Annotated in this window: 11 protein-coding genes and 1 pseudogene; 5 read left to right on the forward strand and 7 right to left on the reverse strand. The window is 71.8% G+C overall.

The window, feature by feature from the left end:
• The first annotated feature begins 112 nt into the window (after positions 1 to 112).
• Entirely contained in the window at positions 113 to 502 is a 390-nt protein-coding gene (locus tag N8I87_RS37025) for a BlaI/MecI/CopY family transcriptional regulator (RefSeq protein WP_263215220.1), read from the forward strand.
• A 64-nt stretch (positions 503 to 566) separates the two neighbouring features.
• On the opposite strand, the gene N8I87_RS37030 is transcribed toward N8I87_RS37025, so the two are convergent.
• The 4 genes from N8I87_RS37030 to N8I87_RS37045 form a co-directional block, all read right to left on the reverse strand.
• Entirely contained in the window at positions 567 to 1022 is a 456-nt protein-coding gene (locus N8I87_RS37030; protein WP_263215221.1) for a tellurite resistance TerB family protein, read from the reverse strand.
• Between the two features lie 106 nt (positions 1023 to 1128).
• Entirely contained in the window at positions 1129 to 1344 is a 216-nt protein-coding gene (locus tag N8I87_RS37035; protein ID WP_263215222.1) for a hypothetical protein, read from the reverse strand.
• A gap of 207 nt (positions 1345 to 1551) precedes the next feature.
• Entirely contained in the window at positions 1552 to 2988 is a 1437-nt protein-coding gene (locus N8I87_RS37040; protein WP_263215223.1) for a WGR domain-containing protein, read from the reverse strand.
• 108 nt (positions 2989 to 3096) lie between these two features.
• Positions 3097 to 3840 (reverse strand): class I SAM-dependent methyltransferase, encoded by a 744-nt coding sequence (locus N8I87_RS37045; RefSeq protein ID WP_263215224.1) that lies wholly within the window; start codon positions 3838 to 3840, stop codon positions 3097 to 3099.
• A 118-nt stretch (positions 3841 to 3958) separates the two neighbouring features.
• Here N8I87_RS37045 and N8I87_RS37050 point away from each other — a divergent pair, with 118 nt between their 5' ends.
• Entirely contained in the window at positions 3959 to 4768 is an 810-nt protein-coding gene (locus N8I87_RS37050; protein WP_263215225.1) for a hypothetical protein, read from the forward strand.
• A gap of 46 nt (positions 4769 to 4814) precedes the next feature.
• Here the strand turns inward: N8I87_RS37050 and N8I87_RS37055 are convergent, their stop codons facing one another.
• The 3 genes from N8I87_RS37055 to N8I87_RS37065 all read right to left on the reverse strand — a co-directional run bounded on the left by N8I87_RS37055 (position 4815) and on the right by N8I87_RS37065 (position 10763).
• Positions 4815 to 6806 (reverse strand): N-acetylmuramoyl-L-alanine amidase, encoded by a 1992-nt coding sequence (locus tag N8I87_RS37055; RefSeq protein WP_263215226.1) that lies wholly within the window; start codon positions 6804 to 6806, stop codon positions 4815 to 4817.
• Positions 6807 to 6999: 193 nt separating this feature from the next.
• Complete coding sequence (locus tag N8I87_RS37060; protein WP_263215227.1) at positions 7000 to 8520, reverse strand: M1 family metallopeptidase; 1521 nt, start codon at positions 8518 to 8520, stop codon at positions 7000 to 7002.
• Positions 8521 to 8696: 176 nt separating this feature from the next.
• A complete protein-coding gene (locus N8I87_RS37065) occupies positions 8697 to 10763 on the reverse strand; it encodes a SpoIIE family protein phosphatase (protein ID WP_263215228.1) in 2067 nt (688 codons plus the stop codon).
• Between the two features lie 413 nt (positions 10764 to 11176).
• Here N8I87_RS37065 and N8I87_RS37070 point away from each other — a divergent pair, with 413 nt between their 5' ends.
• The 3 genes and pseudogenes from N8I87_RS37070 to N8I87_RS37080 all read left to right on the forward strand — a co-directional run bounded on the left by N8I87_RS37070 (position 11177) and on the right by N8I87_RS37080 (position 12749).
• On the forward strand, positions 11177 to 11554 hold the full coding sequence (locus N8I87_RS37070) for a Tat pathway signal sequence domain protein (protein ID WP_263215229.1): 378 nt from the start codon (positions 11177 to 11179) through the stop codon (positions 11552 to 11554).
• Positions 11551 to 12173, forward strand: a pseudogene (locus tag N8I87_RS37075) (class F sortase). The gene N8I87_RS37070 and the pseudogene N8I87_RS37075 overlap by 4 nt, the downstream one beginning before the upstream one ends.
• A gap of 84 nt (positions 12174 to 12257) precedes the next feature.
• Positions 12258 to 12749: an RNA polymerase sigma factor gene (locus N8I87_RS37080; RefSeq protein ID WP_263215230.1), complete on the forward strand. Its 492-nt coding sequence runs from the start codon at positions 12258 to 12260 to the stop codon at positions 12747 to 12749.
• Positions 12750 to 13210 lie beyond the last annotated feature (461 nt).

Raw genomic sequence — 13210 nt, forward strand, 5'->3', positions numbered from 1 at the left:
CCGGCGTTCACCGCGAAGCCGGAGGCCGCCCCGGTGGGCCCGGTGGGGCGGAGTCCCGGCCGACATACGATGGCCGTCCGGGAGACGGGCGGCGGCGGAAGGGAGACGGGGCGTGACGGATCACCGGCAGCGTGCCCGGCGGCGGGGGCAGGGCGAGCTGGAGGCGATGGTCCTGTCGACGCTGCGGGAGGCGGACGGCCCGGCGACCGCGGGCTGGGTGCAGGAGCGCCTGGGCGCAGACCTCGCCCATACGACGGTGATCACGATCCTCACCCGGCCGCTGGCGAGGGGAGCGGTCACCCGGGAGCGGGCGGGCCGGTCCTTCGCCTGGACGCCCACGTCGGACCAGGCCGGCCTCGCCGCCCGCAAGATGCGCAAGGTGCTGGACGCCGAGAGCTACCGTGAGGCCGTGCTGGCCGGCTTCGTCACGGGCCTCGCCCCGGACGACGAACGGCTGCTGCGCGAACTGCTAGGCCACGCCGACGCGGAGAGCGACGACTGAATCCCGATGGTGGTCGGCCGGCCCGCCCCGCCCCGCCGACCGGGGCCGGGCGGACTGCTGCCGGTCAGAGGTCGAACTCGTGCGGCGGCAGCTCGAGGGTGAAGCACGCCTCGCGGACGATCGCCTGCTCGTCCTTGTCGAAGTTGCCGTCGGCGCCGCCGATGACGATGCCGATCTGGATCACGGCACGGGCCTCGGCGGGCTTCTTCTTGGCCTTGGCGACCTCCTGCAACACACTCACCTTGCCGAAGGCGAAGTCGGCCGTCAGCTTGTCGAGGTTGTCCTCGAACCTGCGGCGCAGGTCGTCGGCCGGGAAGTTCTGCAGAACCTCATTCGTGGCGATCAGTTGAGCCACGCGCTGCCGCTCGGAGGGGTCCACGGTGCCGTCGGCCGCGGCGACCAGCGCGCACATCGCCATGCTCGCGTCGCGGAAGGCACCGCTCTTCAGATCGTTCTTCTTCGCCACCAACTGGGTCTGCATCTGAGACGCGGACTCCTTGACGCGGTCCCACAGGGCCATGCGAACTCCATACGGTCGGTCGTAATCTTCTACAGTCGTGCAGAAATGATGAGGAGGGGGTGTGCGGCCGGGCCTGATTCCCCCTCCTGTCCACGTTTCTCCCTACCTACGCGAAGCGGCCTTTGACGACCCGTGCCGCGGCCTCGCTCTCGGCCGCGGGGGGAGACAGCTCGCTCAGCGTGTCGAGGTCCGTGTCCTCGGCGAGCTCCCGCTCCCAGGCGTCGGCGAGCCTCACCTGCTCCGCATGCGGCTGCTGCTGGACGAGTTCCCGGTCGTGCGGGCTCAGGGCGGCCAGGAATCGTTCCACCATATCGATCGCCATCCTTGTTCTCCTTCGTCACGGGACGTGCCGAACCAGCTGACACCGTCCAAGCGTGATCGGCGGCGACGGCTCACCGTCGGTGCCGTGGCCCACTCGGACCCGAACGGAGGAACGAACCCGTACGGAGGAACCCGTACGGCCGACCGTCGGCCCGGCTCGGCGCGCGCTCGAAGCCGGCCGATGCCCGGTGTCAGTGGGTGTGTCGGCTCACCGCACGCGGCGGATCTCGCCCCGTACACGGTAGAAGCCGCCGGCCGCGGCGTGGACGGCATCGACCACATAGCGCGCCCCCGCCTGCCGTATCTCCCGCGGGAACTGCACGTTCCAGCCGGGCTCGAAGCCCTCGGACACCACGTGGACGCGCAGTCGCCCGCCGTGATCGACGCACTCGACGACCACCCCGCCCGCGGGCGGCGTGCTGACGGTCGCCAGAGCGGACAGCGACGTCGCCGGGTTGTAGGTGGGCAGGGCGGCGGCCGACTTCACATCGACGGCGACGGGCACCGAGCCCTGCTGGGCGGCCGCGATGGCCGCCTCCGACGTGTCCACGCACACCAGCGACCCGTCGGTGGTGACCAGATACAGCCGCTCGTCGAAGTACTGCATGGACAGGGCCGAGCCGTTGCCCGTGCGCAGCTTCCACAGCCGGGTGCCGGACGCGTCGAAGCAGTAGACGGACGAGGAGTTGTCGCCGGCGAAGACATAGCGGCCGCCCGGGGCGGTGGCACACGAGTACACCACGGCGTCACAGGTGTAGACACCCTCGACCCGTCCGGTGGCCTTCGACAGGCGCTGCACCACATGACGGTCCGTGCCCGCGTAGACCGACGTCGCCTCCTGCCATCCGAACAGCACGCCCCCGCGCGTGTCGGTGTGCCACAACTCGCCGCCCCCGTCCGGGGCGTAGGCCGTCACACCCTCGCCGTGCCCGTGGTACACGGCGTGTTCGTCGGCCCGCACCATCCAGGCCATGTTGCCGGACGACCGCCGGGACCACTGGTGTTCGTCCTCGTGGTCGATCACGGTGAGGCCGCCCGCCGCGTCCGAGACGTTCAGCACTCCTTCGTGGATGTCCAGCCAGAAGATGTCGACGTTCGCGGCGATCTCGTACGCGGCGAACGGCAGCTTCGAGGACAGGTCGTACACCCGGCCGTCGTCGCAGCCCGCGTAGATCCAGAAGTCGTCCGCGACCAGGCACTTGACGCCGTCGGGGAGCAGGTAGCGGGCCATCACCTCGCCGTCGTGGCCCAGGTTGTAGACCTCGCCCGCCTGGTTGCCCACCCACACGCGGTCCTCGTCGACATGGATGCCGAACGCGGCCGAACCGGTGCGGAAGCGCCACAGCACCGGCGCCGTGGCGCGCGCCGTCGACGGCGCGGAGCCGACCTGGCGCCGTGTCACGGAACGGGGCGCACGCTGACCGCGCACGGCCACCGCGTACCCCTTGCGGACCTTCTGGTCGATCTTCTTCGCCGCGGCCGCCTGTGCCTTGGCAGGTGTCGCGAACGACGACGTCTGCACCTGGCCGGACGCCCCGATGCGGCCGTAGCGCACGGTGACGGAGGCGCCGTCGACCGTCACCTCGTAGAACTTGTGCGCCCCGCCGCCGTCCTCGGACAGCTCCAGATACGTCGTCTCCGCCACGACCGGTCCCTCCCGTGCACGACCCCACCGGCGGCACCGCCCCGCGGTGCGCCCTTCGATGATCGAAACATACGGGAGGGCACTGACAACGGGTCCGTCAGAGATCCGTCAGAGGTCCGCCACCAGGAGCCGGTAGCCGACGTCGACGCTGTCGAGGGCGAGGAGACCGGCGTGACGGGTGTGCCAGCGGCCGGTCGTCAGGTCGTCCGCGAGCCGGTTCAGGCCTGGCGTGATCAGGCCGTCGCCGGCCTGGGTGAACAGGGATATCCCGGCGCGCACCTGAGGGTCGAGGTAGGCGTGGGGGCGGCGCCAGTACGCGGCGCCGAACCCGTCCACGCAGTCGTGGGGGACCGGAACCGGCTCCTGGCCGGCCCCGCCGAGCAGTTCGACGAGCCGGTCGATCGGCACCGCGCGGGCGTCGTCGAGTGCGGCCGCCTCGGGCAGATACTCCCGTACGAGCCAGAACCGCTCGCGGAAGACGTCCTGATCCCAGGTCAGGACGACGACACGACGGCGGGCGACCCGGCGCAGCTCGGCGATCCCGGCCGCCAGGTCGGCCCAGTGATGGATGGTCAGCAGCGCCATGACGGCGTCGGCGGCGTCGTCACGCAGCGGGAGCCGTTCCGCCACCGCCTGCACGGCGGGGGCGGAGCCCGGCGGACGCTGGGTGAGCATGACCTGGCTGGGCTCGACCGCGAGAACGGTCCCCGGCGGCTCGTACGAGCCGGTGCCGGCTCCGACGTTGATCACGTCCGTCGTGTTCCCGAGTGCGGTGTGGATCTGGGCGGCGATCCTCGGATCCGGCCGTCGAGTCCGGGCATACGTGGCGCCGAGCGTGTCATAGGTGGCCATGCCGCTCAGTATGCGAAACGGGCGGTGCTCAGGGCTGCCCCGTCGGAAGCCCTTGGCCGACGGCGGACCGAACCTGGGTATCGGCATCACTGTCAGACCCGCGTGCCACACTGCGCGCATGGCACTTGCTGATCTCACGCTCGACCAGTGGCGGTCCTTCGACCCGTCGACCGCACGACGCTTCGCCCAGGAGGCCGCCGACCTGGTGCACGGCCGTGTGACCGCCTTCGAGACGGTCGATCATCTGGGTGGCCCGCTGCACCGCGTCCGGATCGAGCGCGACGGGCAGGAGTTCGCACTGGTCCCCGGGGGCCCGGTGATGCTGGGATTCGACCTCGAAGCCTGGTGTCCGACGCCCGAGCAGAGCGCCGACTACGACGAGAGCGTGCAGCAGGGATTCGGGTACGGCCCCGATCTGCGGGCCCATCTCGCGCAGGTGCTCAGCCCCCGCCGCAGCGCCGTCCTGCCCACGGTGCTCATGGCGGTCGAGGACGAGGACCTGGACGAGGAGCCGACCGAACTGCCCGCCGACGTGTCGGCCGCGCTCGCGGCCCGCGGACTGCGCATGCCGAGCTCCGACGAGTGGGAGCACGCCTGCGGAGCCGGGGCGGACACCCTGTTCCGGTGGGGGAACGACTGCCCCCTGGACCGTATCCCGTACGGGGACCGCACCGGGCCGCACGAGCAGCCGAACGCGTTCGGCCTGCGCATCGCCTACGACACCTATCGTGCGGAGCTGACGAGCGATGTCACGGCGATACACGGCGGGGACGGTGGTGAGTCGGTGTGCGGCGGTTACGGCCACCTGCTGGCGTGGCTGCCGCTGGCGACCGCCAACCGCAACCCCTCCATGGTCGAGTTCGTGTACGGCCCGGAGGGTGACGACGTCTCCGACGGGTTCTCCGTCCGGCCGGTGCTCCCGCTCTGATGCGTCCCGGCTGCTCCCGCTCCGATGCGACCTGGCCGCCGCCCCGTCACCGCCGGGAACGGCCGCCGGCCTGTCCCTGCGGGCCCGCGAGGACCGGTGCGTCCACCACGTCCACGTCACTGGCCCGGACGTAGCCGAGCCGGTAGCCGATCTGGATCTCGTAGTACTTCTCCTGGCCCTTCACCACCGGGCTCGGCGTGTACTCGAAGGTCGACCTGTCGATATAGGAACCGGTCGTGTGGGACATCGTCACGTACCGCTGTCCTTCGCCGAGGGTGTACGGCAGCGGCGACTCGGTCGGCTCCGTGATCCCGTCCGGGTAGGCGTCCTCCTCCGGGAGGGCGCGCCCGTACACCGGGACCTCGCTCAGACCTTCCTTGGGAGTGACCATCCGGCCCGCCGCGCCGACGGCCGTGGGGTGCTTCTTCGGGTTCTTGAACCAGGCCTTCTTGCCCAGGAACCAGATCGCCGTCCAGTCGCCCCGGCGCTCGGCGACGGCGTAGGTCTGGCCGGCGGAGATCCGCGAACCCAGATCGCTGACGTCCTCCGTGGAGTCCTCACCGTCCGGGCGCCGGCCCGGGTCCTGGATCAGCGGGGCGTTGTCGGCCGGCTCGGTGTGGAGGCGGACGGCGCTGGAACCGTGCGGAGCGCACGGCACACCGTGCCCGCCGCATCCCGTGTAGCGCGGCTTGTAGGTGGAGTAGTCCGGCAGCACGGTCACCATGGGGCTGTCCGGCCCGGCCGTGGCCCGCAGGGGCGCGCCCAGCAGGTCGAAGTAGTGCCGCCAGTCCCAGAAGGGGCCCGGGTCCTCGTGCATGTCGGGGATGCTTTCGGCCGTCGGGGCCGGCACGTTGTCGTGACCGAAGATGTGCTGCCGGTCCAGCGGGACGCCGTACTTCTTGGCCAGATAGCGCACCAGACGGGCCGAGGCCCGGTACATCTGCTCCGTGTACCAGGTGTCGGGCTGTGTGAGGAAACCTTCGTGCTCGATGCCGATGGAGCGGGCGTTGACGAACTGGCTGCCCGAGTGCCAGGCCATGTCCTTGGTCCTGATGTGCTGTGTGACATGGCCGTCCTTGGAGCGGATCGAGTAGTGCCACGATGCCTCGGTCGGGTCCTGCACCGTCTGGAACATGGACCGCAGGGACGCCTCGGTGTCGTGGATGACGATGTACTCGATCTTCTGGTCCTTGGGCCGGTCGCCCAGGTCATGATTGCCGTACGCGTCGTCGTCGATCTCCGTGTACGGCGCGCTGAGCCAGGAGCAGGACAGCTCGGTCGGGCACTCGACCTCCTTGGACCGTGCCGCGTTCTTCAGGGCGCGCGGGCGAACGTCCGGGCTGGCGGGCAGGGTGACGGACTGTCCGGCGTCGGTGGTGCGATGCGCTCCCTCGTGGATCACTCCGAAGACGTCGTTGGCGTAGGTCGCCGCCTCGGTGGTGTCGTCCAGGCCGGGGAACCGCGCCACGGCCTCCCACCAGTCCGCCGGGTTGTCGCTGAGCGGCTTGCCGAGCAGCCGTTGCGTCTCCGCCAGGAGCGCCGCACCGCCGCGCACATTGGCGGCGGCGTCCTTCCGCAGCCGGTCCTCTTTCTCCCCGGTCAGTCGGGCGGCCTGCTGCAGGTCGGACGGCTGCCCGGATCGCTTGCCCGGGGGCTTGGCCGCCTGGGAGGGGGACGGTCCCGCGAGTGCCACGGCACCCCCGCGCTGCTGCGCCGCCGGGTCAGCCTTCTGGGCCAGCCGTGTGTCCACCAGATGCATCGGTCCAAAGCCGCCGCCGACGCTCGGCGCGCCCCTGTGGGAGTCCCAGCGCGACTGCAGATAGGACACGCCCATGAGCACACTCCGCGGCACGTCGTACTCGTCCGCGGCGGCCGTGAAGTCGTTCTCCAGCCGCTGGTCGGCCGCCACACGGCCCGGTGCGCCGGACATCAGCGGAGCCAGCAGGGGGGCCATGAGTGCCGCCGACGCCGTCACGAGGACCGTCCGGCGGTGCCTGCGAACGGCACTGGGGACACGGGGGGAGAAGCGTTTCTTCATTGCAGGTGTCTCCAACCAGGCTCGTCTCGACAGGACGCGGCCAGGACAGGGAGTTGCCCCTTACGCCACCCCTCGTACGATTCCGTGCCCGGCACGCCCCGTCGCGCCGAGGGTCACTGGCGTGGACCAGCCGTCCGGCAGAGGCCACCCGGTCGGCGGCACCAAGTCCGCTCCCGCACCCGGGGCGTGACGGTCAGTCCTGAACGGGGTCCACCCGCCAGTCGGGGTGCCCCGGCATGGGCGGGGTGTGCGCCCCGTACAGCCACGGGGTCAGGAAAGAGGCCAGGTCATGGCCCGCGACCTCGGAGGCCAGGGCGATGAAGTCCCGGGTTCCGGCGGCCCGCCCCCGGAACCTCGTCACCCAGGACCGCTCGATCCTCTCGAAGGTCTGCGCCCCGACCCTCTCCCGGAGGGCGTAGAGCACCAGTGCCGAGCCGTCGTACCGAATGTTCCTGAACAGGGTGGGCCCGGTGGGTTCGGCGGGCGCTCCGTCGTCGTGCCGCCACTGGTCGTGCTGCTCGTACGCGGCCCGCATGGCGGACTCGAGGTCGGGGCCGCCGTGCGCGTCGGAGTAGAGGCGTTCGTAGTAGCGGGCGTGACCCTCACTCAGCCACAGGTCGGACCACCGCCGGACGGCGACGCTGTCACCCGTCCAGTGGTGGGTCAGTTCGTGTACGAGGTCCCGCTCCGCGTCGACCCGGTCGCCCAGCAGGTTGTCCCGGGGTACGACGGACAGCGACTGCGTCTCCAGCGCCACCGGCAGATCGGTGTCGCCGACCAGCACGCCGTAGCGGCCGAACGGGTACGGCCCGAGCCGCTGTTCCAGCCACGCGAGGTGTTCGGTCGTCAGGGAGCGGTACGCCGCGGTGTCGTCGACCATGCCGCCGGGGACCACGTCCCGCACGGGCAGCCCGCGCGGGCCGGTGCTGTCGACGAACGTGAACCTCCCGATCGCCATCTGGACCAGTTGTGCCGCGACCGGCTGCTCGGAGTCGTACGTCCACCGGGTGTGTCCGTCGGGCCGTCGGACACGCTCGACGAGCCGGCCGTTGGCCACCGCGCCGAGGCCGGGCGGCGTGGTGATGCGGAAGGTGAAGCGCGCCCGCAGGCTCGGGTGGTCGTTCGCCGGGAAGACCATCTTGGCGCCGTCGGGCTGCGCGTAGATCAGGGTGCCGTCGGGCGTGGGCATCCAGCCGTAGTCCTGGATCGCGTCGTCGCGGTGCCGTTGTTGCGTCGGGTCGGCGGTGTAGGCGACGCGTACCGTGAACGCTCCGCCGCGCGGGATGGGCTTCGCGGGGGTGACGACGAGTTCGTCGCCGTCGCGGACGAAGGCCGCCGGTGCGCCGTCCACGGTGACGGCGTGCAGCGTGTTGCCGGCGAAGTCGAGGTCGAAGCGGGAGAGGGCCTGGGTGGCGGCGGCGCTGATGGTGGCGCTCGCGTCGAAGGGCGTTCGCGGGGCCCTCCAGTCGAAGTCGAGCGTGTAGTGGCGGACCTCGTAACCGCCGTTGCCGTCGAGCGGCATGAGCGGATCGCCGATGCCCCTGGCACCGGGGGAGGGGACCGCTGCCGAGGAGACGGCGGAAGGACCGCCGGCGGGGGTGCGGTGGCCCGTGTGGGGGAGCGCACCGCCGAGCACGACCGCGCCGGCGACCCCGGCGGCACCGGTGAGGCCCAGGGCCAGGGCCGTGCGGCGACGTGTGAACGACGCCTTCACCCTCGGCTGCCGACGGTCGTGATCTCCATGGCCGCACTATGTCAGCAGATGGTCGTATTGACTGTTCATGCCTTCATGTCCGGCGCCCCAATGGGCTACCACGGCCCGCTGTTCACCCGGACGGGTTGCCGACGGGGCAGCCCGCGCGGGCCGGCCGGCTCGGCGACGCCCACCGCCTACAGGGTCCGGGCGACGAGGAGGGCGACGTCGTCGTGGTCGTCGGGGTGGCGCAGACCGTACAGGAGGAGGTCGCAGGTCTCCTCCAGGGGCCGGTGCGGCTCGTCGAGGAAGCTGAGCAGGACATTCAGCCGGTCGTCGATCGGGTGCTGTCGGGTCTCGACCAGACCGTCGGTGTACAGGACCAGCAGATCGCCGGAGCCGAGATCCGCCGTCGTGGTCTCGAAGGAGATGCCACCGACGCCGAGCGGCACTCCGGCGGGCAGGTCCAGCAGCTCGGGGGCACGGCCGGGGCCGGCCAGCGCCGGCGGCAGGTGTCCGGCGTTGGCGATGTGGCACTCCCTGGTGTGCGGGTCGTAGACGGCGTAGAGGCAGGTGACGATGTAGTGCTCCAGATCGCAGGTGATCTTGTCCAGGTGCTGGAGCACCGCGTTCGGCGGCAGGTCGAGGTCCGCGTAGGCGCAGGTGGCGGTGCGCAGCCGGCCCATGGTGGCGGCGGCGTCGATGCCGTTGCCCATGACGTCCCCGACGACCAGCGCGGTCTTGCCGCCGGCCAGGGGGAGCACGTCGTACCAGTCGCCGCCGACCTCGCTGGTCGCCAGGGCGGGCTGATAGCGGGAGGCGAGTTCCAGGCCGGTGTGGTGCGGCGGATGGTCGGGCAGCAGACTGCGCTGGAGGGTGAGGGCGGTGTTGCGCACGCTCTGGAACCACCGGGCGTTGTCGATGGACATCGCGGCGCGGCTGGCGAGCTCACTGGCCAGGACGACGTCGTCCTGGTCGAACGGGAGCGGGTTGACGGTGCGTTTGAGGTCGAGTGCGCCGAGGACCTCGCCGTGCGCGATGAGCGGCACCGCGAGATAGGAGTGGACGCCGGCCCGGGCCAGCAGCTCGCTGACATCGGGGGAGCGGGCGATGCGCCGTAGATCGTCGCTGCCCACATGGCGGACCAGCACCGGCCTGCCGGAGTGGACGCACAGGGTGACCAGACGGTCCCCGTCGTAGGCGGCGAGGTCGCCGGGACGGTCGGCGGCCTGCAGCGCCACGGTGGGGCGGGACGCTTTCAGGGCCAGTGCCCGGAAGAGCTCCGGGCCGTTCTCGGGTTTGCTGTTGCGGCGGAAGGCCAGGGCGGAGTCCAGCACGTCCACGGCGACGATGTCGGCGAGCTCGGGGATCGCGATGTCGGCCAGTTCATGGGCGGTCTGCTCCACTTCCAGCGTGGTGCCGACCCGGGTGGAGGCGTCGGCGATAAGTGCCAGACGGCGCCGGGCCCGGTCCGCCTCGGTGGCCGCGCGGTGCCGCTCCGTGACGTCCACGACCGAGGCGGCCGCGCCCAGGACGCGTCCGCCGGGGTCCTCCAGCCGGTAGAACGAGAGCGACCAGGCGTGATCGTGGTCGGGGTCGGCCGTGGGGCGGCCCACGTGGTACTGGTCGAGCAGCGGGGTGCCGGTGGTGAGCACCTGGCGCAGGGCGGACTCGATGGTGTCGACGTCGGAGAAGGGCAGGGTCTCTCTCAGATGGCGGCCGATGTGGTCCTCGGCGGGTATGCCGTCGATCCGCTCCAGGGCCGGGTTGACCAGGAGATAGTGCAGGTCGGGGTCGAGCAGGGCCAGGCCGATCGGAGACTGGTTGATCAGCCGCTCGCCCAGGGCCAGGTCGGTCTCGACGCGCTGGAGCAGGGTGTGGTCGGCCGCTATGCCGAGGGCGTAGACGTCGCCGTGGTCGTCCAGCAGCCGCATGTTGCGGAACTCCATCAGGCGGGTGCTGCCGTCCTTGTGCCGGACGGGGAAGGCGCCGGCCCAGGCCCGGCCGGTGGCCAGCACCTCCGCGAACAGGCTCATGACGGCCTGCAGGTGCTCCGGGCGGATCAGCAGCCGCGCCGCTTCCATGCCCAGGGCCTCTTCCGCGGTGTAGCCGAAGAGCTCCTGGGCCTGCGGGGTCCAGAACACGATGCGCCCCTCGGCGTCCAGGACGATCGCGGCCACGCTCAGCAGATCCAGCAGACCGGTCGGCCGGACCGTCTCGGGGCCCGGAACATCACTGTTGGGCTTGAAGGATTCGGCTGTCATCCCAGATCCTCCTCGACCGGTCGGAAGGACAGGCCGGTCTCCGCCGGCGTTGCCGCACGCCTGGGTTCTGGCTCCCGGTACTTCCATGCTGCCTCGGGGTTCCGCGGCTTGCCCAGCCACGCGGGGTCTGCATGTGCAGGTCAAGCCGGGTTTGGGTCGACAGTCGCGGAACTCATCGGCGAAGCAGTGCTGCCCATCGGTGAAGCCGTACTCGCTCAACTCGGCCCCGACGCGGCCATGGACGAGGATCCCGGCGGTCCGGCAGGTCCGGCACGGTCCCGCGGCGGCCCACCGGACCGCGCGGGCGACTTTGCCTTCTCTTTGCAACCTGCCCCTGTGCCGCCTCGTCTCTCCGCTCGATCTGTCACCCAGCCTCCCGGCCACCGGGCGGGCCGACGAAAGAGAGCGATTCGATGCGCCGAACTGTCCCCAAGGGCATGGCACTTGCGTGCACGGCGGTGCTGGCGAGCGCCGTGCCCGCGTTCGCCGACGGGGCGACCGCGACCCCCTCCGCCGCGCCGACCCGGGCGTCGAGCGCCGCCCCCACCGAGATGCCCAGCGCCGAACCCTCCCGCGCGCCGGGCACCCGGCCGACCACGGCGCCGGCGCCCGCGCCGAGCCAGGTCTCCGTCGTGCCTTCGGGCGCCCCCGACACCGGGGTGCGGGCGGCGTCCGCCGGGTCCGGCTCCGGGACCGAGGGCGGCCTGATCGGCGGAGCCGCTGCCACTGTGCTCCTCGCGGGCGGCGGCGCGGTCCTCGTCGTACGCCGCCGGCGGGCGACCGGGGCATGACCCCGCTCTCCAGGCGCGCCTTCGTCAGCGCGGTGAGCGCCACGCTGCTCGTCGGCTGCGCGGGTCCGGCGACCCACCGGGCCTCGACCGCACGTGCCGCGAGCACGCCAGAGCCTCCCCGGCCTCGGCCTCGGCCTCGGCGAGAACGGTGCGGGCCCTCGCGCGGTCGGTCCCGGTCCGGCTGCAGATCCCGGCCATCGGGGTCGACACCCCGCTCATCCGGCTGGGGCTGGAGCCCGACGGCACGGTGCAGGTACCTCCCGTCACGGCGCACGACCGGGCGGGCTGGTACCGGCACTCGCCGACGCCGGGGCAGGTCGGTCCGTCGGTCATCCTCGGCCATGTGACGGTCGGCGCCTACGGGGACGGGGTCTTCCGTCACCTCGCGCGGCTGCACCGCGGTGACCGGGTCGTGGCGCGCCTGGAGAACGGCACGGCGGCGGAGTTCACCGTCGGTGCCGTACGGACAGTGGCCAAGGCGGACTTCCCGGCGGACGAGGTCTACGGGAACGTCGGCCGTCCGGAGCTGCGGGTCATCACCTGCGGCGGTTCCCACACCGGCGACGGCTATCTCGACAACGTGATCGTCTTCGCCGCGCTGAGCTCCACGAGCCCCTGACCGCCCGCACGGATGCCGGGCCTCGGAACGTACGCCGGCGGCCCGGCATCCTTCCCCGTGCATGCGACACGACCATGGAGAGCGTTGAAACGGTCCCGCGACAGGGCAGCGTCCGAGCTGTTCGCCGCCCTCTATCCGCGCCTCGCCGGCTGGTGCCGCCGTCTCGTCGACGACGACGAGACGGCCCACGAGGTCGCCTCGGAGGCGTTCACCCGGCTCTGGGCCCGCTGGACGACCGTGGAGGAGCCCCGCGGCTTCCTCTACGTCACCGCCGCCAACCTGGTCCGGGACCACTGGCGCAAGCTGGAGCGCGAGCGCAGGGCCATGCACCGCGCCACCTCGGAGGCCGCCGTCCGCCCCCACGACGAACAGACCGATCCCTCGGTACGGCTGCTCGTGCAGTCGCTCCCGGAACGACTGCGCGTCCCGATCCTGCTGCACTACTACGCTGACATGCCGATCCGGGAGGTGTCCGCGCTGACCGGACGTAAGGAAGGAACCGTCAAGGCCGACCTCCACGCGGCCCGAGAACTGCTCCGCGCCCACTTGAGGAGAAGCCTTGACCACACGCTTTGACGAGGGCCCGGAGTTTGAACCCGACGACCCGATCGCGGTGATCCTGCGGCCCCCGTCCGACTACCTCGGCGCACCTCCGGGCCGGTACGAGGCGATCCGCCGCGCCGCGAGCCGCCGCCGACGGCTGCGCGCCGCGGCCGGAGTGGGCCTGTCCTGCGGCGTGGCCGCGCTCATCGCGCTCCAGCTCCATCTGGCGTCACCCGGGGCGCCCGCGTCGCCCGCGGTGCCGCTCGCACCGCCCCCGCGAGCGGCCGTACGGCGCCGCCCACCCCGTCGGCGTCACCCTCCGACCCGCCGTCACCCTCCGAGTCGTCGATGCCGGAGTCGGCCGGCCCTCACCCCGGCGCCACGCGGCGGGACGACAACACCCGTGCCCCGAGCCGCTCGGCAACGCCCACCCGTGGCCCGTCGGTTACACCGACCGAGGCGGGGGCCGAGCCATCGAGGACGCGACCCTCGAC

Origin of the sequence: Streptomyces sp. HUAS 15-9, assembly GCF_025642155.1 — a bacterium.
Classification (GTDB): domain Bacteria; phylum Actinomycetota; class Actinomycetes; order Streptomycetales; family Streptomycetaceae; genus Streptomyces.